At 32.6% G+C, this 23,709-nt stretch carries 23 protein-coding genes; 6 read left to right on the top strand and 17 right to left on the bottom strand.

Features of this window, described 5'->3' with window-relative positions:
- Positions 1-40 precede the first annotated feature (40 nt).
- Together DG435_RS12750 and fahA are read right to left on the bottom strand one after the other, a co-directional pair.
- Positions 41-1,228: a hypothetical protein gene (locus tag DG435_RS12750; RefSeq protein WP_106791245.1), complete on the bottom strand. Its 1,188-nt coding sequence runs from the start codon at positions 1,226-1,228 to the stop codon at positions 41-43.
- A 107-nt stretch (positions 1,229-1,335) separates the two neighbouring features.
- Positions 1,336-2,616, bottom strand: a complete 1,281-nt coding sequence (gene fahA / locus DG435_RS12745; protein WP_106791244.1) for a fumarylacetoacetase — start codon at positions 2,614-2,616, stop codon at positions 1,336-1,338.
- Positions 2,617-2,958: 342 nt separating this feature from the next.
- Between fahA and glyA the strand changes: the two genes are divergently transcribed.
- The gene (gene glyA, locus DG435_RS12740) at positions 2,959-4,233 is read left to right on the top strand and encodes a serine hydroxymethyltransferase (protein ID WP_106791243.1); all 1,275 of its coding nucleotides are present in this window, start codon (positions 2,959-2,961) and stop codon (positions 4,231-4,233) included.
- A 184-nt stretch (positions 4,234-4,417) separates the two neighbouring features.
- Complete coding sequence (locus DG435_RS12735) at positions 4,418-5,158, top strand: hypothetical protein (protein WP_106791242.1); 741 nt, start codon at positions 4,418-4,420, stop codon at positions 5,156-5,158.
- Here the strand turns inward: DG435_RS12735 and DG435_RS12730 are convergent.
- The 6 genes from DG435_RS12730 to DG435_RS12705 form a co-directional block, all read right to left on the bottom strand.
- Complete coding sequence (locus tag DG435_RS12730; RefSeq protein WP_106791241.1) at positions 5,149-5,754, bottom strand: carboxymuconolactone decarboxylase family protein; 606 nt, start codon at positions 5,752-5,754, stop codon at positions 5,149-5,151. The two genes, DG435_RS12735 and DG435_RS12730, sit on opposite strands and share 10 nt — an antisense overlap.
- A 1-nt stretch (position 5,755) precedes the next feature.
- Positions 5,756-6,271 carry a signal peptidase II gene (lspA, locus tag DG435_RS12725; protein ID WP_106791240.1) on the bottom strand — a complete coding sequence of 172 codons (516 nt, stop codon included), beginning with the start codon at positions 6,269-6,271 and terminating at the stop codon, positions 5,756-5,758.
- A 52-nt stretch (positions 6,272-6,323) separates the two neighbouring features.
- Positions 6,324-6,857 carry a nuclear transport factor 2 family protein gene (locus DG435_RS12720; protein WP_106791239.1) on the bottom strand — a complete coding sequence of 178 codons (534 nt, stop codon included), beginning with the start codon at positions 6,855-6,857 and terminating at the stop codon, positions 6,324-6,326.
- Positions 6,858-6,873: 16 nt separating this feature from the next.
- Positions 6,874-7,416, bottom strand: coding sequence for a GNAT family N-acetyltransferase (locus DG435_RS12715; protein ID WP_106791238.1), 543 nt, complete (start codon positions 7,414-7,416; stop codon positions 6,874-6,876).
- A 193-nt stretch (positions 7,417-7,609) separates the two neighbouring features.
- The gene (locus tag DG435_RS12710; protein ID WP_106791237.1) at positions 7,610-9,055 is read right to left on the bottom strand and encodes a hypothetical protein; all 1,446 of its coding nucleotides are present in this window, start codon (positions 9,053-9,055) and stop codon (positions 7,610-7,612) included.
- Between the two features lie 139 nt (positions 9,056-9,194).
- Entirely contained in the window at positions 9,195-10,727 is a 1,533-nt protein-coding gene (locus tag DG435_RS12705) for a hypothetical protein (RefSeq protein WP_369871997.1), read from the bottom strand.
- Positions 10,728-11,001: 274 nt separating this feature from the next.
- Between DG435_RS12705 and lpdA the strand changes: the two genes are divergently transcribed.
- Positions 11,002-12,408 carry a dihydrolipoyl dehydrogenase gene (lpdA, locus tag DG435_RS12700; protein ID WP_106791235.1) on the top strand — a complete coding sequence of 469 codons (1,407 nt, stop codon included), beginning with the start codon at positions 11,002-11,004 and terminating at the stop codon, positions 12,406-12,408.
- Between the two features lie 87 nt (positions 12,409-12,495).
- Here the strand turns inward: lpdA and DG435_RS12695 are convergent, their stop codons facing one another.
- Both DG435_RS12695 and DG435_RS12690 read right to left on the bottom strand, forming a co-directional pair.
- The gene (locus DG435_RS12695; RefSeq protein WP_106791234.1) at positions 12,496-13,206 is read right to left on the bottom strand and encodes a LytTR family DNA-binding domain-containing protein; all 711 of its coding nucleotides are present in this window, start codon (positions 13,204-13,206) and stop codon (positions 12,496-12,498) included.
- Positions 13,203-14,273 carry a sensor histidine kinase gene (locus tag DG435_RS12690; protein WP_106791233.1) on the bottom strand — a complete coding sequence of 357 codons (1,071 nt, stop codon included), beginning with the start codon at positions 14,271-14,273 and terminating at the stop codon, positions 13,203-13,205. The genes DG435_RS12695 and DG435_RS12690 overlap by 4 nt, the downstream gene beginning before the upstream one ends.
- A 215-nt stretch (positions 14,274-14,488) precedes the next feature.
- Here DG435_RS12690 and DG435_RS12685 point away from each other — a divergent pair, with 215 nt between their 5' ends.
- The 3 genes from DG435_RS12685 to DG435_RS12675 are packed head-to-tail and all read left to right on the top strand — an operon-like array spanning position 14,489 to position 17,312.
- A complete protein-coding gene (locus DG435_RS12685; RefSeq protein WP_106791232.1) occupies positions 14,489-15,928 on the top strand; it encodes a hypothetical protein in 1,440 nt (479 codons plus the stop codon).
- 23 nt (positions 15,929-15,951) lie between these two features.
- Positions 15,952-16,389, top strand: a complete 438-nt coding sequence (locus DG435_RS12680) for a MotA/TolQ/ExbB proton channel family protein (RefSeq protein WP_106791231.1) — start codon at positions 15,952-15,954, stop codon at positions 16,387-16,389.
- A 5-nt stretch (positions 16,390-16,394) separates the two neighbouring features.
- On the top strand, positions 16,395-17,312 hold the full coding sequence (locus tag DG435_RS12675) for a TlpA disulfide reductase family protein (protein WP_106791230.1): 918 nt from the start codon (positions 16,395-16,397) through the stop codon (positions 17,310-17,312).
- 148 nt (positions 17,313-17,460) lie between these two features.
- On the opposite strand, the gene DG435_RS12670 is transcribed toward DG435_RS12675, so the two are convergent.
- From DG435_RS12670 to DG435_RS12640, 7 genes are all read right to left on the bottom strand, one after another.
- A complete protein-coding gene (locus DG435_RS12670) occupies positions 17,461-17,700 on the bottom strand; it encodes a CDGSH iron-sulfur domain-containing protein (RefSeq protein ID WP_106791229.1) in 240 nt (79 codons plus the stop codon).
- Between the two features lie 27 nt (positions 17,701-17,727).
- Positions 17,728-19,500: an ABC transporter ATP-binding protein gene (locus DG435_RS12665; RefSeq protein ID WP_106791228.1), complete on the bottom strand. Its 1,773-nt coding sequence runs from the start codon at positions 19,498-19,500 to the stop codon at positions 17,728-17,730.
- A gap of 6 nt (positions 19,501-19,506) precedes the next feature.
- The gene (gene bla / locus DG435_RS12660) at positions 19,507-20,253 is read right to left on the bottom strand and encodes a subclass B1 metallo-beta-lactamase (protein ID WP_106791227.1); all 747 of its coding nucleotides are present in this window, start codon (positions 20,251-20,253) and stop codon (positions 19,507-19,509) included.
- 14 nt (positions 20,254-20,267) lie between these two features.
- The gene (locus DG435_RS12655) at positions 20,268-20,804 is read right to left on the bottom strand and encodes a metal-dependent hydrolase (RefSeq protein ID WP_106791226.1); all 537 of its coding nucleotides are present in this window, start codon (positions 20,802-20,804) and stop codon (positions 20,268-20,270) included.
- A gap of 19 nt (positions 20,805-20,823) precedes the next feature.
- On the bottom strand, positions 20,824-21,843 hold the full coding sequence (locus DG435_RS12650; RefSeq protein WP_106791225.1) for a serine hydrolase: 1,020 nt from the start codon (positions 21,841-21,843) through the stop codon (positions 20,824-20,826).
- 80 nt (positions 21,844-21,923) lie between these two features.
- Positions 21,924-22,916 carry a DUF1028 domain-containing protein gene (locus DG435_RS12645; protein ID WP_106791268.1) on the bottom strand — a complete coding sequence of 331 codons (993 nt, stop codon included), beginning with the start codon at positions 22,914-22,916 and terminating at the stop codon, positions 21,924-21,926.
- Positions 22,917-22,941: 25 nt separating this feature from the next.
- Positions 22,942-23,691: an NYN domain-containing protein gene (locus DG435_RS12640; RefSeq protein WP_106791224.1), complete on the bottom strand. Its 750-nt coding sequence runs from the start codon at positions 23,689-23,691 to the stop codon at positions 22,942-22,944.
- Positions 23,692-23,709: the final 18 nt, after the last annotated feature.

The following is a 23,709-nucleotide window of genomic DNA, read 5'->3' as shown; positions in this document are numbered from 1 at the left end:
CTATTAAGATCAAATACTATTATAAGTATAGCGTAATGTATTATTTAAAACGATAATTAGTAATGATATTCTTTAATTTGTTTTTTAAATCTTCTCCAGAATCATAGACCATCTGCTCATTAGAAGGAAATGGCACAGATTTTACACCCAAATATCCTAATAAACCACTTTCCAAAGCTCGTTTATCACCATTGTAGTTTGCATAAATATGCTGAAAAATATACTCACTTGCAATAGGAAAAGCATCTAAGAGTTGTCTTGTTCTTAAGTTTCTATATTGAACATTACCAACAACGTTAGTAGCTTTAAACTGGGTAAATTCATAATACTCACAATGTACTTTTACCATTCTGTCTACTTTCACTTTTTCACCTTTATCATCAACCACGATTTCATCATTTTCATCCAGTAGATATTCCCAACCATCTTTAATTAACTTTTCTTTTTGTAGTTGACGTTCCTTGATCTGTTCTGGAGATATATTAATTTCTCTTAATTCTACTTCCATGGCATAATCATAAGGAATAGATTTTTGAGGTTGACTGTGATATACTGTCCATAGATCATTAAGGCCATATGTGCCAAAATTGAGTAAGTCACTTTCTAATCTCTTAGGGATAATAACTTCGGTTCTATTTTTCATGGTTACTTTTACAAAATCAGTCCCTTTTTGATGAGCTTCATCAATCATCTCCCTGGTATTTTTGTAATTAGGAGTGATCTTGTTTAGATAGTTCAAATCTTCATATACAGCTCTATAATCTGTTTTTCTTTTAGCAGATGTCAATAAAACTTTGGCATTATTAAATAAGTATTGAGAAAGTTCATCTTTCGTATTGATAATCTTTTGGTCATAGTTATGCAGTGTAAAGTTAGCATTACGACCTTCTTCAACAAGGTAAAGCGGCAACAATGGTTTTATACGTTCTTGTCTATTTTTTAGGGATAAGTATGTGTTGTAAATTCGTTCAAGATTAGCAGGGTTTCCTTCTTTTTCTAGATATGCAATAGCATTATTGTCTCGATCAAGAACTTTTGCATATGCCTGTTCGAGCATTAGGATATACGGCTGCTTTCCTTTTTTTCCTTTATTTGTCCTAAGCTTGTTTAGAGCGATATTTATCGCTTGATCATAATTTCCTGTGTTAAGTGCCTTTTCGGTTTTCTTAACACTGCTACATGAAGAAATAATTGTAGCTATAAGTAGTAGGAGTAGTAGTTTTTTCATATCAATAATATTTTGATTTGGGTATTGAAAACAACTTTGATGCCAAAAGATAATAAAAAAACCTCGAAAGTTATTTTTTCGAGGTTATATAATGGTTTGTAACTTCTTTATTTTTTAAACACAGGAAGCAGTTTAGTAGAGACTTCACCAAATCCAATTCGAACTCCATCTTTTTCGCAATATCCTCTCATAATCACCGTATCATTATCGTCAATAAATTTACGACTTCCCCCTTCATTAAGTTGTAAAGGTTTTTCTCCACGCCAGCTTAGTTCTAACATTGATCCGTACGAATCTGGTGTTGGTCCGGATAATGTTCCACTACCCATAAGATCACCAGAATTAACTGGGCATCCATTTACAGTATGGTGGGTAAGTTGTTGCGCCATTGTCCAGTACATATGTTTAAAATTACTTCTGGAAACAACAGTTTCTGTTGCTTTTTCTGGTTGAATAGCAACTTCTAAGTTGATGTCAAAACTTTTCTTTCCTTTATATTGAAGATAAGGTAGTTGTTTTTTTATTGGTTTAGGTCCATCTGTTCTATAGGGCTCTAAAGCATCAAGAGTTACAATCCACGGAGATATGGATGAAGCAAAGTTTTTACCTAAAAATGGACCTAATGGAACATATTCCCATTTTTGAATATCTCTGGCACTCCAATCATTAAACAATACCATCCCGAATATATAATCTTCTGCCTCTTCGATAGGTATTGGTTCTCCCAATTGATTAGCATCGGTAGTGATAAAAGCCATTTCAAGCTCAAAATCAACTAATCTCGAAGGGCCAAAAATAGGATCCTTAGCACCATTGGTTAGTTTTTGACCTTGCGGGCGATGTACAGGAATACCAGAAGGAATAACCGAACTACTACGACCGTGATATCCAACAGGCATGTGTAACCAATTAGGAAGCAAAGCGTTTTCGGGATCTCTAAACATTTTCCCTACGTTAGTTGCATGCTCAATACTGCTATAGAAATCAGTATAATCCCCAATGCTAACGGGTAATTGCATTTCGATTTCATCTAAAGAGAATAAAACCTCTTGTCTATGTTTTTCATTATTTTTTAAGGAATTATTTTTGGCATCAAAAATTTCAGCAATTCTATTACGAACCAATCTCCATGTCTTTTTTCCATCAGAAATAAAATCATTTAAAGAATCCTGTAAAAAAATATCATCTGTTAATGGGATTCCTTCAAAATAACCAAGTTGATGAAGTGCTCCAAGGTCAATAGCAGTATCACCAATTCTGGTTCCTATAGTAATAATATCATCTCGGGTGAGAAATACACCAAAAGGAATATTTTGTATAGGAAAATCGGTATTAGGAAATGTTTCAATCCATGTCTTTCTATCTGGATAATTTGCAGTTATGGGCATTATAGTTCTTTTATATGTTGTTGGTAATTTTTATGATCAAATATATAATTTTCGGATGGTTAAAAGTTTTTAATTATGTGAAAAATAATTAAAATAATGATAAGATATGTTATTAATAGTACAATACCAAGGAGGGAATACCTATTTGTTAAATTTTTTGAAGCTAAGAAACGTTTTACTTCGTAATATTTGATAGGTATTAATGCAAAATTATCAGTGATGTATAGGTGTAAACATTAATTCATAAAAAGAACAAGACGTTCTTATTTATTAGGGACTATTTAGGTCGATTTAAAGAATGGATTTCCTATTTTTACGCCTTTACTAATAAATAATGAATTCATGCAACGCGACGAACAAATTTTTGATTTAATTCAGGACGAAAAAGAACGTCAAATCAACGGATTAGAACTTATTGCTTCAGAAAACTTTGTGAGTGAACAAGTAATGGAAGCTGCCGGGTCTGTCCTAACCAATAAATATGCCGAAGGATATCCCGGTAAACGTTATTATGGGGGATGTGCTGTAGTAGACGTTATAGAGCAGATTGCTATTGATAGAGCTAAAGAATTGTTTGGTGCAGCATATGCTAATGTGCAACCTCATTCTGGTTCACAAGCCAATACAGCTGTATATCATGCATGTCTTAAACCAGGCGATAAAATATTAGGTTTTGATCTTTCTCATGGAGGACATTTAACTCATGGTTCACCAGTTAATTTTTCTGGTAAATTATATAATCCTGTTTTTTATGGAGTAGAAAAGGAGACAGGAAGATTAAACTATGATAAAATTCAGGAAATTGCTACCGCAGAAAAACCACAGTTGATTATTGCTGGAGCATCTGCTTATTCAAGAGAAATTGATTATAAAAGATTTAGAGAGATTGCAGATAGTGTAGGAGCAATTCTTTTTGCAGATATTGCTCATCCTGCAGGATTGATTGCAAAGGGAATAATCTCGGACCCTGTACCACATTGTCATGTAGTAACTACAACAACTCATAAGACACTGCGAGGACCAAGAGGAGGTCTTATTTTAATGGGAGAAGATTTTGAAAATCCTTTCGGAATTACCTTAAAAAGCGGAAAAAAACGAATGATGTCCTCATTATTTGACAGTGCAGTATTTCCTGGTAATCAGGGAGGACCATTAGAGCATATTATTGCAGCAAAAGCAATCGCATTTGGAGAAGCACTAACAGATGAGTTTTTGCATTATATCGTACAGGTCAAGAAAAATGCAGCAGTTATGGCCGAAGCATTTGTGAAGAAAGGATATGAAGTTATTTCTGGAGGTACCGATAATCATATGATGCTTATCGATTTACGAAATAAAGGAGTAACAGGTAAACAAGCAGAAGAAGCGTTGGGTGTTGCAGAAATTACTGTAAATAAAAATATGGTACCGTTTGATGATAAATCTCCATTTGTAACATCGGGAATTCGTATTGGAGTAGCAGCAGTTACTACTCGTGGATTGAGAGAAAATGATATGGTAGCCATTGTTGAATTGATCGATCAGGTAATCCAAAATGTTGAAAGCGAAGAAAAACTTCATGCTATCGCAGATGATGTAAATGCGATGATGGCAGATAAGCCTTTATTTATAGGATAAAACTTTATTAAATTGGTTTTTAGATTTTTTTAATTCACTTAAAACTGAAATACTCTGCAAAATCATAAAAATTTAAACCAGTTTGTTTTAAATATAATAGTAAAAGAAAGTGCACTGCCATACTATATGACAGTGCACTTTTTGCTTATATTGTTATTATAAAACTTTTACTTACCGAATTATCATGTATATACGCCATATCCAAATTTTACTCTATTTAGTACTTACATTATCTGGTTGTAGTAATTTAACATCCAAACGACCTGAAGAAAATGTAAAAAAAGAAAACTTACAACAGGAGGTTGAGCGTACTGAAAAAAAGGAAGACACCATAAATAATATTGAAACCCCAAGTATAGAAGGACGTTATGATCTTATAGATGGGTATGCGTTTTTTCGGGATACAATACATAATCATCCTGTGTATAAGGCTATATTGCTAATAAAAAGAATTTCGGATAAAGATTTTGGTTTTATTGTAGTAAGAAAAGTACATGGACTTACTCCTGTTGGAGAACATGGGATTTTATCATACAATAAGAATCGGTTTTATATGAAAAATATAGACTATTCAAACAAAAGGATATATCATACAGAGGGTATAAGTATAAGAATTGAGGATAGTTTATTGAGTACTACTAGATATGTTTCAAATGCGACAGAATATGATATCTGGAGAAAGTCAGATTCAGAGTCAAATGTTTATATCTCTCTTCGTAAAACATTACAAAAAGAAAAAGAAGAGTATGCTAATTTTTATGAAAAGATATCCAACGATCCCGAACTAACAGGAAGAGATGAGTTTGTTTATTATGAATCAGGAAAACCATACACTAAAAATGATTCTGTATTTCAAAAGAAATGGAAACACTATACTACTACCAATTCTTATGATCATAAAACTGTTAATGATATTCAGGAATGACTCCAGTTCTTGGCGTCATCACTATCATTTGGCGAAAGCCCTATAATATCTCCATCTGTATTAACTCCTAAACCAACTACAGTTCTGTTTACATAATTAAAATAGCTTACTACCTGATTGATTTCCAGAATCTCACCATCAGATAATTTTTGTTCTCTAAGGTTGTGAATATCGGATTCTGTAATAGTATGATGTGATAGCGTTAATTTCTTGGCGTATTGAAGGCCTGCTAAATATTGATATTTAAAATGATTTTGCAATTCATCTTTGGATAAACAGGATAAAATTTCCTGAAACTTGATGTCATCATTCAACAATCGTTTTAATCCTATAGAGTGATGATCTACACAATAACTACATTGATTCAGGCTACTTACATAAACGCCTAATGTCTCTAGGTACCATTTTGGTAATGTGTTGTTAGAGTTGTGTAATACATTTTTGTATAAGCCCATATGACCAACCAGAGTATGTGGTCGTAAGCTATGTATAGACAATACATTGTCTACATTGTTGTCTGGGCCTTTAATACGGTCATAGATTTTCTTTAATTGACCAGTTGCATCGGTATACGATATTTCTTTAATCCAACTCATTTTAATGAATTTTTTCTTTAAAAATAGTTCCTTTTTTATTAAAAAAAGTAGTGATTAATACTAAAATTGAACCTAAAAAAATAGAAACATCAGCAAGGTTAAATATTTCAGTTTTTATGATTCCTAAATCCAAAATCAAAAAATCAGTTACCGACCCATATACAATGCGATCAAAAAGATTTCCAATTCCGCCACCAATGATAAAAGCAAAACCTATGATTGTTTCTCTAGAATAATCTGTTTTAATCAATATCTGTCTTAATAATAGCAATAAAACCAAAATTGGAAGAATTTGCAATAAAAGTATTTTTAGGATCGGAGCTAAATCTGATCCCAAACTATAAGCGGCTCCTGTATTTTCGACTTTAGTCAATACAAAACTATCTTTAAAAACTTCTATACGCTCATAAGGATCAATCACTTGACGAACAACATTCTTTGAAATCTGATCACAACTAATATTTAGTAAAACCAGAGAGAGAATGAGTATGATTCTTATTTTTCTTGTAATCTTCATGTGTACAATTGCAATACGTGTTTTTCAAATGTAATAGAAACTTCAGACTATCTTAGTGTTTCCAGTATTTTTTATATTCAGAAATAGAAAAAGCTGTATCGTAACTATCTTTATTGATACTTTTGTTTTCGTTAGAATCATAATCGATCCATATTTTCCAATCTCCATCTTCCATTTTTAATACAACATGAAACTGACCATAGGAGTATTTTGTTTGATTATTGTCGTTAGTATAGGTAACTCTATAAATTCCTCTGTCAGAAACCAGCGAATCAGAATAGATTCTTTCAAATAATCTAAAATCAATTGGAGCAGGTTTTTTTGAAGGAACACTCCATCGTTTTTGATACCCTTTTAAATAAACACTTGCTTTTTCAATTTTACCACCATTTCCCGAAATTCGAATCATTTCTTTGCTATGTATAGAAGCAAATAAGTCATAATCTAAAGTTTCGAATGCTTTAGAGAAGTTACCATACATATCTGCATTGATTTTTTCATGTACAGCATCTTCTTGTGCAACGGCTACATGAATAAAAAACAGAAAGGTAATTAATGCTACGGTTATGATTTTAAATTTTGACATGATAATTGTTTTTTAATTATTCTAGTATCCCTTTTCTTTCATATAGCACACAGTTTTTCAGTCGCTTATCATCTAATAATTTAGGATGCTCAAAAGTTTCGATTTGCCTCATCCCGATCTTTTTCATGATTAATTGTGATTTTATATTTATTTCTGGCGCTGTAGAGTAAATTTTATCTAGACTAATAGTATTAAAACCAAAATCTAAACAAGCTTTAGCACCCTCAGTAGCATATCCTTTATTCCAGATACTTTTCTTGAGTCGCCAACCAATATCTACAAAAGGCCCTAATTTTTCTAAATAATTTTGTTCACATAAACCTATAAACCCTATAAGTTCTGCATTATCCAGGAGATCAACAGCAAAATAACAAAACCCTTTTTCTTCATACATTTCCTGCATTCTAATAATAAATGCTCTGGTATCTTCTTTTGATGGTTTAAATGGAAAAAATTCCATTACATCATTATCATTATTGATTTCGAATAATGTTTCTAAGTCATCAAGGGTCCAATTACGGAAACCTAATCGTTGAGAAGTAAAGAGATATGAATTCATTGTAGTAAACTGAAAAATAGATTATAAGTTTTCGTTTTTATAAATGTATTCAAATGTAATGATTTGTTGCCTTTATTGTTTAAATTTTGAAAATTCTTGGGATGAGTCGATTTTGATATGTAGTGAAATAGAAAACTGCTCGTATTTGCCTATGATAAAATACGAGCAGTTTGAATTGAATTGAATATGAGAATTACTCTTTTTTTATAAACTGTTCGTTAAATTCTTTGATTTTTAATGCATTGATTTCATCATGTGTTTTTCCTGTGCCATGTTGTAGATATGCATTAAATATATGACTTAAGTATAATGGTGATTTGGCTTTATCTTCGTCAAAATTTTCTGAGTTATGACAGACAAAGCAATTGACCAGATTATTTACATTAATATCATGTACATCACTCTGGAAAGTCTGTGTATAGGTTTCCATAGTAAGATTAGAAAGATTTAAAGACCCTCTTGCAATAGATCCTTTTGTAGCATGAGATATATTCCCAGCTAATTTTTGGATGGTATCAGCTTGTTTCTGTGGGGATAGCCCATCGGTGTCGATCCAAATCCCTCCATTATAAAAATAATTTTTCCAAACATCCTGTAGTTTTGAAGAAACACAGGAATTGATCGTTGTAATGTTGTCATAATTTTTTGGTTCTTTTTGACTGGTTTCCATAAAACCGTTACCCTGTGTTCTAGGAACACCAAATTCAAAAAGTGTAAATGCTTTATTAGGTTCTTTAGGTTCTTTTGTAATAGTGTCCCAAGTAATTGCATCTAAAGATGAAGTACTTCCTTTCCCAAATAATAATTTTTCATCGGTAGAAGATACTATATTGGTACTCCAGTCATAGTAGGGTGCCATATCATTATGTTCAAAAGTCGCCCATATAAATTCTGGATGGTTTATGACCACACCAACTACATGCATTCCTAGTAAAGCAACATCACTTTTAACATATGCACCATTTTCATAAATAGCCGCTTTGGTCTGGTAATATGTCGAGAGCTTATCTGTTGGGATTGCACTGGTTTTTACCCATGAAACTTTTAACTCTAATGACCCTATAGGAAATGTTTCGGTATTATTTGGTGGAATGGATCCATCCAGGATGGCTGTTTTAAAATGATCGGCAGCAACTTTTAAGGTATCGTCAATATGAATAGAATAGTAAATAGTATCAGATTTACTAATACTCGAGTTAAATTGAGAATTGGTTTTTAAAATTCCATCAGAACCAGCTTGCTCTATATCTTTAAGAACTAAAGATAATTCTGATTGAGGTTCTACAGGGATCATTAAATCACTAACCTGGATTAACTTGTTTTCGAAAACAGTTTTTCCGTTTTCTGGTTTGGTTAACCACAAGAATTTTTGCCAGGACCATTGCTGAAAAATACAATTTGTTGTACTGGTCGTATCAAATGGACTTCCTTTACCTTCTTCTGGAGGAGGTGTTTGAGTGTGAGGAAACCAGTTAGGTTCGCAATTACAATCTTTACTTTTTTCCTGAACATCATCATAGGCAACTGGTTGTTGGTCCGTTTTTTCCTTTGTGTCTGTTTTACAAGAAATAACAATAACGAAGATTACAAGACAAGCCACTAATAAAGAACTTGCAAGGTTGGCAAATTTAGTTTTCATTTGTGTAAAGGATTAGTTAGTAATATGGTTATTATATCAAATCTAATCTTTACTGTAATTGTTTCCTATAAGTAGAAATACGGTTTTTGGTCTCTTTCTATTTAGGATGTTGATATGCAATAATTAAGAATATTGTACATTAATTTTCTTCTTCAAAGACAGTACTCTCATATGCACCTATATCGGGAGCAGCAGTACTACGAAGGGTTCCTGTAATGTCTGTTCCTGATGTAGGAGTAGAGGCTTTACCATTAGCGGCAGAATTTTCACCAATACTAAGTATATTTTCAAGTGGAGTTTTGAAATCAGGCTCTTCATTTAAGATACTATTTTCAAACAAAGCTGTATTGGTGAAATCGTATAAAGGGTTGTCTGTAAATTTGTTACTGAGATCATTAAATCTAATCAAGCAGTTCTTAAAATTATAATTGAATGCAGTACCATCAATTTTGCTAAATATTAATTCTAAATCCTGATTACCATAAATAATACAGTTTGTGAAATTCGCCTCAAGTAGATCTGCGACAACCACATCGGTTTCATTTACTCGTAGATTATTATCAATCAATACCGTTGGAAGTTCTCTAAACCCAGTTCCGATATTAGAATAATTTGCAAATGTACAGTGATTAAAGTTATATGTTCCACCTAGTGAGCAATTAAGAGATACTTGTCCAGCATTGTTAATCACCAGATTTTCTCCTAATACATTGCCTGTACGTGCCAAAAGCCCCACATTAGAGCTATTATAGATCTGTGTATTCTTAATAGTAAGCGTTGGGTCTGTGCCTCCATCATTAGAGTCCATAAGTACTCCTACTGTTGCATTTTTTATGGTTGCATGATTTATAGTGTGACCAGTACTTCCTGCAGTAAGCCAGATAGTTCCCCATTGCCCAGGTATATCACTAAAACCAGGTTCTAAACGATCACCTTCAAAGATTACTTCATTTTCAAGAAGCTCTGGATCTGTACTTAATTCACCATTTACAGTTAGGGTGGCACCGTTTGCAGCTATAATACCAGAGTTGGTATGAAAATGTATTCTCGCACCTGCATCTATAGTAAGTGTTTTTCCGCTAGGTATAGCAGCATATCCATAGATTACATATGGTTTTTCGTTAGTGAAATTAAGCTGGTCATCTTCGAGAAAGAAACCTTCAATTCTAATTTCGTTATTTTCACCATCAAGGCCGAGTAATAAAGTTTCTGTTTCGCCTGTCATAGCATCGCGGGAAGGAAATAAAAGTATTGCATCTTTTATTAGAGTTACAAGATCTACATCTTGTTGATTTCCTCCTGTATCAAATAACACTCGATCTGTATACAAAAACTCTACATCTGCTGTTTGGTCAGTAATGTCGGTTGTAGTTTCTACAAAAACAAAAATACTATCCTTGGCTAAAACCTGAATATTCTCAAAGGATTTACCGGGAACACCATCAACATTAAGCCTGTAGTTAGAATTTTCGCCGCGTTCTAGCGCAATTGCAGGAATGGTAAAATCATCATTGGTATGATTATATACTTTAAAGCTATATGTACTAGAGCCTATATTGGTAAAAATGGTATCTAGAAATAGGGTGTCTGTTGAGAATTTTAAATTTCCTGTACTGGGGCCTGACTCAAAATCATTACGGCAGGAGCTCCATAAAACTAGAACAGCAAGCAAAAAAAGAGTGGATAGATAACGCATAATTATGTAAAAAGGTCTTTAAGAGTAAATAAAGTATCGAAGCTGCAAATTAGCAAAGATTTTTGTTTTTTGAAGGCTTCATTATCTCATTCTTTCATTAATTTATTCTTTCCATTATTTAAAGTATAACTTTTTGATTGCCCTAATATTGCTTTATAATAAAAATTTGACAAGATCAGTGCTTCTGTAAGAAGCAAAACATTTGTACATTTGTTGTTCATAATTAATACGCACAACATAATAATCTATTATGAGTACATATGATGTAGCCGTAATTGGCTCTGGACCTGGTGGATATGTGGCCGCTATTCGATGCGCACAACTAGGAATGAAAACCGCAATAATCGAAAAATATTCAACACTTGGAGGAACTTGTCTTAATGTAGGGTGTATCCCTAGTAAGGCATTGTTAGATTCTTCTCATCACTATGAGCATGCTGTAAAGCATTTTGCAGATCACGGGATTGAGATTCCGGGTGATGTAAAGATCAATCTAGAAAAGATGATTGCCCGTAAGCAAAGTGTGGTAGATCAAACTTGTGATGGGGTTAGTTTTTTGATGAAAAAAAATAAGATTGATGTTTTTGAAGGCGTAGGATCATTTAAAGATGCTACACATGTAAATATTACAAAAGCAGATGGCACTGTAGAAACGATCGAAGCAAAAAACACGATTATTGCTACAGGTTCTAAACCATCAACATTACCATTTATCAAAATTGATAAAAAGAGGGTAATTACATCTACAGAAGCGCTTAAATTAAAAGAAGTACCAAAACACCTGGTTATTATTGGTGGTGGAGTAATTGGACTAGAATTAGGACAAGTATATCGCCGTTTAGGTGCAGAGGTTTCTGTAGTAGAATATATGGATCGAATTATTCCTGGAATGGATAAAGCGCTATCCAAGGAATTGCAAAAAGTAATGAAAAAGCAGAAATCCAAAATTTATACTTCTCATAAGGTAACAGGAGTATCGGTTTCTGGAGATGAGGTAACAGTAACTGCAGACGATAAAAAAGGAAACCCGGTAGAACTAAAAGGAGATTATTGTTTGGTATCTGTTGGTCGTAAACCTTATACCGATGGATTAAATGCAGAAGCTGCAGGAGTAAAACTTAATGATAGAGGGCAAGTTGAGGTTAATGATCATTTACAAACGAGTGCTTCTAATATTTATGCAATAGGTGATGTTATAAAAGGAGCCATGTTAGCACATAAAGCAGAAGAAGAAGGTGTTTTTGTAGCCGAGACTTTGGCTGGACAGAAACCACATATTGATTATAATCTGATCCCAGGAGTGGTATATACCTGGCCAGAAGTAGCTGCAGTAGGTAAAACAGAAGAAGAATTAACAGAAGCAGGTATCAAATATAAATCAGGACAATTCCCATTTAGAGCATTAGGTAGATCACGTGCTAGTGGGGATTTAGATGGTTTTGTGAAAATACTTGCTGATGAGACTACAGATGAGGTATTAGGCGTACATATGATAGGAGCACGTTGTGCCGATCTTATTGCCGAAGCTGTTACTGCAATGGAGTTTAGAGCATCTGCCGAGGATATTTCTCGTATGTCTCATGCACACCCAACGTTTACAGAAGCAGTAAAGGAAGCTGCACTTGCTGCTACAGATAATAGAGCATTGCATGCGTAAAAAATAAGAAAATGTAATTCCTACAAAAAATGGAAGTTTAAAATAATTTTCTAAATATAAAAAACCACCTTACGTAAGGTGGTTTTTTTATATTCTCTCTAATCTCCCTAGTACTTCAGCTTTGTAATTTCTACTGATAGGAATAGATTTCTTACCAACTATGATTTCTTCATTAGAAAATGAATCTATCCTCGAAATAGAAATAATATATGATCGATGGGTTCGCATAAAATATTGCTGCGGTAATTTGGATTCGATTGTACTTATTGTCTCTCTAGTGATAATAGTATTTGATGGGCAATGAATTTTTACATAATCACTATAACTTTCGATGTAAATAATTTCAGAAAAATCAACTTTTTTCATCCTTCGATCTGATCGAACAAAAATAAAATCATTCGAACTGGTTTCGATAGTTTTTGATGATTCTGCCTTATGATATACTTCAAAATAATTATGTATGGCATTTAGTAATCGTTCATAAGCGATAGGTTTTAATAAATAATCTACTGCATGAAGATCAAAACCATCAATAGCGTATTCGCGATAAGCGGTAGTAAATATAATTTTGATATCCTTATTAATAGATTTAGCAAAAGAAATCCCCGAAATCTCCGGCATATTGATGTCTAGAAAAATAAGATCTACTTTCTGGGTATTAATACAATTAAATGCCTCTAGAGCATTACTACAAGTTGCTACAACCTCAATACGATCAATTTTTGATAAGTGAGAGGAGATAATCTCCCTTGCGGTAGGCTCATCATCTACTATGATACAGGATATGTTGTTGTTCATAGTTTTTTTGTTTTAGAAGTGTTTAGTTTTAATTCTACACTATGCCAATGTTCATCTTTAGAAATTAATAACTCATGGTTATTATTATACAATGAGGAAAGCCTTTTTTTTATGTTAGACAAACCAATGCCATCATCATCATTTTCAGAAGAACTATAAACTGAATTTTTAATACTAAAATGTACCACGTTATTTATATACGTTAGTTTCATATAAATAGATAATTTTTTATTCCTTATTTGACCATGCTTAAAACTATTTTCTACAAATGGAATTAATAGCATAGGAGCAATATGAATAGAATCGTTTACATTTTCAAAATTCATAGCTACATCTAGCGTATCATTAAATCGCATTTTTTCTAAAGTAACATAATCTTTGATATGATCTAATTCTTGTTTTAATGATACTAGAGGCTTATCTACTTGATATAAGAGATAGTCTAATAGATTAGAAAGTCTCAAGATCATTTCTGGAGTTTCTTCAGATTTTTTTAGTGCAAATCCATACATGGTATTTAATGTATTGAAAAGGAAATGAGGGTGGATTTGCATTTTGAGATAATGTAATTCTTGCTCTTTAAGTTTAAGCTGAGCCTCTAAGACTTTATGTTGTAGTTCTCGGTTTGCTGAGTTTGATTTATAATTATGTCTTACTAAACTAAAAGCACTGGCAACAAAGACAACAAAGTATACCGCAATGAAGAGAAAAAAAGGACTTCTGGTCATAGGAGCCATCCCTTCTAATTTTAAAGATGATAAAAAAATCAACCCGTAAAAAAATGAAATAGTGATAAAAAAAGCAGAAATAATAATGGTATATACGCAGTATAGTAGGAAAAGTAAATACTTTTCTTTTAATAAATATTTTGGAATTAGATGATTAATTATGGTGTAGGTAGTTCCAATGGTAACAGGCATTAAGAATAGGGAAAAAGAAAAAACATAGCTTATGTTGTCTGTATTATGTCCAAAGAAATAGGTATAGCAAACTAATACTACAATCCAAAAGATGATATGAAGTAATAATTCTACAATTATTTTTAATACAAACTTTTTAGAAATCATTAGCTAAACAAAATAGAGTGTAATATCTATATATTTTTTTAAACAACATTATTAACGAGATGAAAAGCCAAATTGATTTGGCTTTTTACAGGTTTATCGCATTTTTGGTACTGTTTAAGGTATATGTAAAGCTAATTTGGTAGTTTGTCGCAAATAAGCAATGAGGTAAGTTCAATGTGGTTAGTTTTGATTCAAAATAAATCATAGAATAACCAATGCGAATATTAGAATCTTTTTTACTTCTTTCATTAATAGGGTTTTTAATCTGTTTTTTCACACAATATTTAAAGATCAAAAAATGGCTTCTTTACACTAGTGTCATTTTTTTTGTACTTCATTGGGTAGTAGAAGGAGTTAGATGGCAAATGTATTTTGGGTATACCACACTTTTGATAAGTTTATTGTTGTACTATACCCCAAACATTAGAAAAGTAGTAAGGGTTTTATTAGGTGGTTTAGGATTGATTATTACCATAATTAGTATTGTACTCTGTATCCTAATGCCGGTAATTGAGTTTCCAGAACCATCTGGTACTTTTTCAGTGGGATTAGAATCATTGTATCTTGAAGACAAAACACGAGAAGAAACACTTTCAAAAGAAAAAGGGGATTATAGAAAGTTAAAAATAAATGCATACTATCCTTCTGATCTGGGAATTACAAACCCTATACGTTATATGGGTCATGGATATGCAGAAGCTTTTGTAGAAAGTAAAGGTATGCCTTCTATCATTGCTACACATTTTGACCTTACAAAGACTCATACTCAAAAATCACTTCCGATTATAAAAAATAAGCAGTTACCTGTTGTGGTTTTATCTCATGGATTATTATGGAATAGTGAAATGTATACTTCTATTATTGAAGAAATTGTAAGTCAGGGATATGTGGTTTTTGCAATACATCATACATATGAATCCTTTCTTACAGAATATCAAGGAAAGCAAATCAAATGGAGCCAAAAAAATATTGACAAGATGAATACAGAGGTGGATTTTGGTTTTGTGAAAAAGAAGATGGATTTAGCACTCAATACAAAAGATGAACAAGGTAATAAAGCAGCCTATGAGTTGATACATTATTTGCCTTATTTTGAAAGCCTTGATAGGTGGTCAGATGATATTTCGTTTGTCATAGATCAATTGATCTTGTTAAACGAGGATTCGAATAGCTTTTTATATCAAAAGTTGAATATGGATCAAGTTGGATTATTGGGTCATTCATGGGGAGGAGCAGCGGTAGTGCAAAATGCTTCGGTAAATAAAATGATTAAGGGAGTAATCAATATGGATGGAGCACAATTTGGAAGAGTAATCGATACAACCTTGAAAACACCACTCTTGGTAATGCATGCCGACAGAAATTATGATAAATTTTTTACTCCAAATTTTTATGTATACGATCAAGTGGCAAAAAATGATTACTATTTGGCTACGATAAAGTCGACAGGTCATGCTAATTTTGGAGATCTTGGGTATTGGTCAAAAATCCATTCACTTACAGAAACAGGAGAAATCGATCCAGAAAGAATGTCTTATATTACTAATCAATTGATTCTTACTTTTTTTAATAAATATGTTAAACAACAACCATTAGAAATAAAAAGAACTTTTACAGGGAAAGAGTACCCAGAAATAGAAATTATCAAAAATTAACTTTTTAAAATAGATTTTATAGAATGATCAGTTTAATACTCAATATTACAAAGCTATTTATTTTACAAAACGAAACTTCATCGATCTTTACACTCATCGGTAATAGAATAGAAGAAGGAGGGATGTTCTTTATGATGCCAATAGTTATTATGTTGTTATTAGTATTGTTTATCATTGTCAAAAACACATTGGTAATAATACAAAGAGGTGTTTCTTCAGAAAAATATATAAACCTGATCAATTCTATAGGGCTTTTAACATTGGTATGGGGGCTATTAGGGCAGTTAATAGGTATTGTAGGAATGTTTGATAAAGTACAAATAATAGATGAAATCTCTACTCATGTTTTTGCAAGTGGTTTAAAAGTATCTGCACTTCCTGCAGTCTTTGGCTTTTCTGTTTTCATAATTTCAAGAATTGCTACAATTATTTTTACATGGATAGATAAAGAAATAGAATAAAAGCTATGATCAAGAAATCAATTTTTAAAATTCTTTTGGGAATCCTTTCTTTCGCAATACTATTATTTGCGTTGTTTTTTATATTCCTCAAAGTACTCCCTATTTATAATCCTGCATTACTAAAATGGGTGCCTATTTTGATATGCATATTGGGATTTTATATAAGCGGAACGATAAATAAAAATACTTCTATACAGTATCTTCCTTTTCTGTTTTTGCCACTTTTGATTTTTAAGCCATTTAGATTTTTGTATTTCCCTTTTATAATAGTGCTTATTATCATTGGAGTTTTGACCTTGATAGTTTCAAGAAAAGAGGTGAAAAAAGTGTATAAAGTATCTTCTGCCGTTATTTTGGTTTTTGTGTTTACTTATTTTTTACTTTCTCAACCTCTGATTTTATTGCAAAAAGGATTTAAAGTAACACAGGGTGGAGACTTAGTACATGCCCAGAAGCTATGGGATTTTAATACAAGCTCAGATAATTATTTACCAGATATAGAATATATTGATTCAGAAGGAAATTTAATTTCTTTAAATAGTTATATAGGAAAAACATTATATATCACTTTTTGGGCCACCTGGTGTCCTCCTTGTATAGCAGAAAAACCGATACTCGAACAAATGAAAAATGAATTTAAAGAGGATGAGAGTATTATATTTATTGATGTTTCAATAGATCGAGATACAAAACGGTGGGTAAAATATATAACCAATAAGAATCCAAAAGGAATCCAATTGAACACTAATGGTAATGATCCCGAAACAATGCAGAAATTTTATTTTTCTGAGATTCCTTTTCATTGCATTGTTAGCCCTGAAGGAGTTTTTAAACAAAGCAATGACATAGAGTACACCAAAGTAGTACTAAAGGATAAAAATAAATTACAATCATTCATTCAAAAACAAAAAACGATACAGTAATATATATCGATTTTAATGATCGAGGTAGCAAATCACTTTTTATAATGCTACCTCATCAAAATCAATAAATAAAAATATAAAACCTGTTGATCGTAATGTGTTTAGGATTAGATGTTTGTTGGTTTTAAATTTCTATATAAGTTTTTGTTTAATTGTTGTGTGATCCATCACAATATGGAGGATTGTTGGTCTGCTTACACGTACATAAATAAGCCTCTTTTGTTTCTTCTACACAAAAAATGATAGGAGGAGAGCCTCCTGTTTTTTTATGATTACCATTGCAAAACGGTTGATCTTTACTATGACCACAAGAACACCAAGCATAGTTTTTGTCAATCTCTAATTGGCATGCGATTGGTGCATCACCACCTCTAATGTTATTTTTCATAAGCTTGATTTTTGTATTCTAAAAATACTAAATTCTAGCTTGATATGTGTATAGATCAAAATACCTGCCTTCTGCAGCGATAAGTTCATCATGATTACCGTGTTCTGCTATGTTACCAGACTCGATAACCAAAATTTGATCTGCTTTTTTGATCGTGCTTAACCTATGTGCAATAACAAAAGTAGTTCTGCCTTTCATTAATTCTCCAAGACTTTTTTGAATCAAAGCTTCACTTTCTGTATCCAGATTTGATGTTGCTTCATCAAGAATAATAATTTTGGGATCAGCGAGAATAGCTCTGGCAATTGCAATTCGTTGTCGTTGTCCTCCAGAAAGTTTTACACCTCGTTCTCCTATCAAAGTGTCTAATCCATCATCAAAACGATCTGTAAATTCATTCACGTATGAGGCTTTTACGGCCTGTTGCAATTGTACCTCTGTGGCGCCTGGATTAGGAAATAAAATATTTTCTCTAATAGAGCCTTCAAATAAGAATTCATCTTGTAATACCACTCCAAGATTACGTCGGTAACTATGTAGCTTTACTTTAGAAATATCATTATCATCAATAGTAATGGTTCCTGATTTTGGATTTAAGAATGTAGCAGCTAATCCGGCAATGGTAGATTTACCAGAACCAGAACTACCGACCAAAGCAGTTACAGATCCCGAAGGAGCTTTAAAACTAATGTTATGCAGTACTTGTTTTCCTTCTTCGTATGAGAATGAAACATTGTCAAAGATGATATCTCCTGTTATATTATCTAATACGATATTTCGATCCTCTATTTCTTCTTCCGGAGTCATATTCATTAACTCTTCGGTACGATCTAGGCCTGCCAGTGCTTCGGTTAACTGGCTTCCAATATTACTCATTTGTACAATAGGGGCAATCATAAACCCGAGTAATAGTGTGAAGGAGAGGAAATCACCAATGGTCAATTCATCAATCATAATTTTATACCCACCAATTCCCATAATCCCGGTAGAAGCAATACCCAATAAAAATGTTGAAGAACTGGTCATTATCGCTGTAGCCGTTAAACTCTTTTTTACATTTTGAAATAATCGATCGACTCCTTCTTCAAACGTTTTGTTTTCCTGCGCCTCGGCATTAAATCCTTTTATTACTCGTACTCCGGCAAGAGTTTCGGTTAATCGTCCTTTAACTTCTGCATTGATAACTCCTCGTTTCCTGAAGATTGGACGAATATATTTAAATGCTTTTAAAGCTACGATTCCGAATACAGATACAGGAACCAGTACAAATAATGTCATCGATGGGCTAATTCGGATTAGTAATACCAATGAAATAATAGCCGTAATTGTACCCCCAACCAATTGTACTAATCCAGTACCAATAAGATTTCGAACTCCTTCTACATCACTCATAATACGAGATACCAATGCTCCAGATTTTGTGTTGTCAAAGAAACTAATGGGTAGAGAGAGCACTTTTTTTTGTACTTGTGCTCTTAATTCTGAAATTAGAAATTGTGCTTGTACACTTAGTATTCTGGTTAAAAGAAATGATGTTACTGCTTGTACCAGAATTGCCAGACCTACACCAATCAAAAGTATTTTAAGCATTTCGTAATCTTTTTTGGCGATAACGTCATCCATTAGATATTTACTAGCCATAGGTAATACCAAACTAGCTAATCTACTTAGGACAATTAGTAATAACCCAATAAAAACAAGATTTTTTCGTGGCCATATTATGGTTTTAAAAGCTTGTCCTATAGTAACTTTTGATTTTCTTTTGTCTTTTGGTGAAGTGTTATTTTGAAATTCTCTCATATTTTATCATTCAGTTTTAAATAGAGAAATAGTATACTCTAGTAACTCCTGCCCGCCATGAGCTCCATGCCCTGGGATCACAATTTCTACTTTGGGATACTTTTCTTTGATTTTAGAAACAGTAGTTGACCATTCTTCAGTATTTGCGTCTCCGAGGTATCCTTTTTTTGCCCCTTTTGATTTAATCAAACAACCGCCAAAGAGTACTTTTTCATCAGGGAAATAACTTATGACATTATCAGAAGTATGACCTTCTCCATGAAATGTATTGAATACTTCTCTATTTCCAACTTTTAATTCGAGGCGTGTATCAAATCCATTTTGAGGAATTGTATAGTTTTTGTTTTTGGCTAAACGTATAGTTTTATTACTGGCATATGAGGAAATTTTTCTTTTATGAAACTCCTTTAAACCACCTAAACAATCATCATGAAAATGTGTGGCAACGACTCCTTTGACTTCTGATTTTAAGTTTTTTTGAATCCAATTTATTAAGGCTCCAGATACAGAATCATTAGTTGGTGTATCAAATATCAATGCTTCATTGTTATCGATAATAATCATACCATTACATGGTACTTTTCCAAAACTTTCGGTGTTCAGATATGATGTATGTATATAGCTATGTTCATTAAGTTTTTTGATTTGAAGCTCTTCTGATACTGTAATGACTTCATGCGTTTGATCTTTTTTACATGAGTACATGCATAATAGTACCACTAAAATAAATAGAGGCTTAATAGTGTTTTTCATTGTTTATTTCGAAGTTAGTTTTTGCGTTTTCTGATATAACGAATCACTAAGATATAAATACTTGTTGGTATCACGATCCAGATCAATTCACTTAACAATACTTTAATGCCCCAGGTGCTAAAAAATTCACTAACACCAATCGGGGATACTTGAATCGGTCGCCACGGAAAAAAATATCTGGTAGTATCAAAAGGAGAGAAGAATGCAATCCCAAGCCCTCCTGTGGTCATTGCATCAAGAACTCCATGAAAAGCCGTGCAAATGGTAAAATATAAGATTAGTGCAGCTCCTGTTTTGGTAAATGTTTTTTTTGAATAGAAAATAAAAGTAACTATAATCCCAAGAAGCAAAGCAAAGAGTAATGAATGTGAAAATCCTCTATGTCCCCAAAAACTTTCATAGGTAATACCAAATTTAAAACCTATGACATCTGCATCAGGAAGGATTGAACAGATAATTCCTAATATCCATAATTTTTTGGTATATATTTCTTTAGAAAAACTTTTACCAAATGCATATGCTGTAAATCCATGAGCAAAGATAGAGGCCATTTATAAAATTTTGTATGTACTAATTACCGTATTTTTCAATTAATAACGGGAGTTTTCTATTTAAGAATTTGATTTGTTGTTCAATGCCGTTTGGGGTATCATGATTGTGTGTTGTAACAATAACCAAGTTTTTATCGGCAATCATGATTATAAATTGTCCACCATAACCCATTCCATAATCAATGCGATCTCCATTAAGGTTTGCTTTATACCAACAGAAACCATGTTTAGAATTTCTTAATCCCCAATCGGTAGCTAATTTTTCGTTTACATCAAATAGTTTTTGAATCCATGATTTAGAAACTATTTCAACTCCATTAAGGATACCTTCATTCTCTAATAATTGACCTATTTTTAAGAGATCACGAGGCTTTACTTCTAATCCAAGTCCGCCACCATCATAATTACCATCATTCCTTTTTCCCCAATTCACAGTATTAATGTCTAATGCTTCGAATAAATACTCATTTGCAAATTCAAGGGTTGTTTTTCCTGTAGATTTACTTAGGATAGCAGATAATAAGTGGGTAGCACCAGTATTGTAATTATATTTTTCTCCAGGAATATGATCCAATTTTTTTTGTAAGACAAATGCTACAGGGTTTTCACTATTTACCCAGTTTTGATGCTCTAAGAAACCTTTCCAGGAAAGCCCAGAGGTTTGATTAAGTAAATGTTTAATAGTTATCGTCTTTTTTCTCTTGTCTTCGATAGTTTTGAACTCATCGTTGAGGTATGTATCAATGGTTTCATTTTCACTGGGGATAAATTTTTTATCAATTGCAATTCCGATAAGGATACTCATAATTCCTTTGGTAAGGGATTGAACGTTTGATACATTCTCTGATGTTTTACCGTTATAATACGCTTCGAATACAATTTGATTATTTTTAGAAACCAATACAGAATAGATATCATTTTCATCGAGTACTATTTCCTTAGATAATGGTTTCTCAATTTTAGGCGTATTCTTTTTTGATTCTTTACATGCAACAAGTAGGACAAAAAGGATAAGTACTAGGGATAATTTACTTTTCATTTATATGACGTGTTTATTAAGAAGGGTTAAATTTATGAGTAAAGAATAAGTTAATGAAAATTAGAGTTTTTAATAGAACTCTATAATTTAAGAATTTGATCAAGCTGTGTTTTTGATACAGTTAATAGCCCGGATTTTGGGAGTCTTTTGGTTAGTTCTCTCCAGTTTTCATCTTTATCAAAAATTTGCTTAAATATAGGCAAAGCTTCATCGAGCCTTTTGTTATTAGCCAATGCTACTGCTTTCCAATACTTCATTTCTAAATTTTCTGGAAATAATTGTTCTGCAGATTCATAGGCTTGGAGAGCCATTTCCATATCTCCGACTTCTACTGCCAGGTCTCCTTTATTCATATATTCATAGGCTTTGTGTACTTGTAATAGGCGTTGTAATTCTACTAATGGTGTTGCGTGATCATCTACTCTTAGGTTTACTTTTTTATCTTCCCAGGAGTTTTTGGCTGGTTTTGCATTCACGACCACCAGTGCAGCGGATTGCTTACCTCTAATGTCTCCTCCTGCTTCCTGAGCAGCTATTAGAACTTTGACTACCCGATCTGCCAGTGGTAGGTCTTTATGCTCTTCAAAAGCTTTGGACATTGCAGGAACTACTTTGTCATTAAGCATCATATTGGCTTGTACAGCATAGTTATCTCCAACGATATGATGTGCAGAGACAATACATTTTTCACCTGTAAAAGCAGCTGCATTACCTTTTACATCCAGAAATGCTACTTGTCTAAAGTCTTTTCCATCATCTTTTGCTACCAGAAGATCGAGTGCTTCTTTGGCACTTTTACCTTCAGACATAAGTTTAAGGCCGTTAGGACCGTATGCTGGATTAACAAAAGATTGTGTTGCTACTACACCAACACCAGATTGACCCCAGGATACAATCGACCCTACAGAAAACCAATGACTTTGAACTCCTACTGCCATTTCTCCAGTTGCCTTATCTCTTGCTACAATAGAAAAAGTATGCGCAAACTTTTCTTTATAGACCTGTTGAGCCTCCATCTGAAAGGATGTTAGAATAATGAAAAATATTCCTCCTTTTACTATTAATGATTTCATATCTATATTTTTTGTGGCAATTAGCTTATTTTTTTCTTTGTCTTTTATTCCGCACATAAATTAATTTAGACCGTCCTTTAGCAGCTTCACGTTGTTCAATTTCAAAATTTTTAATAGATTTGATTAGAGGAGTTAATTTTTGAAAACCGTAGTTTCTGGAGTCAAAATTTGGTTGTTTTTTTTGTAGCAGGCTACCAACATCTCCAAGAAAAGCCCAGCCATCATCATCGGCTACGTCGGATATAGTATGTGAGATTAATTTAATCTCTTTTGAAGTGATTTTATCAACACTACTTTTAGAAACAGATTTAGTATCAATAGATTCTGATTCATTTTCTTCTGCTTCGTATTTAAGAATTTCGAGATAAATAAATTTATCACAAGCTACAATAAATGGATTTGGTGTCTTTTTTTCTCCTATTCCAAAAACTTTCATCCCTGCCTCTCTAAGTCTAGTTGCTAAACGAGTAAAATCACTATCACTAGATACTAAACAGAAGCCAGTTACTTTTTCAGAATATAAAATATCCATTGCATCTATAATCATTGCAGAATCTGTAGCATTTTTACCTTTTGTATATCCATATTGCTGGATAGGTGTTATTGCATTCTCTAGAAGAATTTTTTTCCACTTTGTAAGATCTGGTTTAGTCCAGTCGCCATAAATTCTTTTGATAGTTGGATTGCCATATTTTGCAATTTCTTCCATCATTTCTTTTATATACGAAGATGGTATATTATCACCGTCTATTAATACTGCAAGGTTTAAATCCATAAAAAGGTATTAGAAGAG

This window comes from Aquimarina sp. Aq78 (assembly GCF_900299525.1).
Taxonomy (GTDB): Bacteria; Bacteroidota; Bacteroidia; order Flavobacteriales; family Flavobacteriaceae; genus Aquimarina.
The sequence above is the reverse complement of the archived record's forward strand: the minus strand, read 5'-3'. Positions and strand labels throughout refer to the sequence as shown.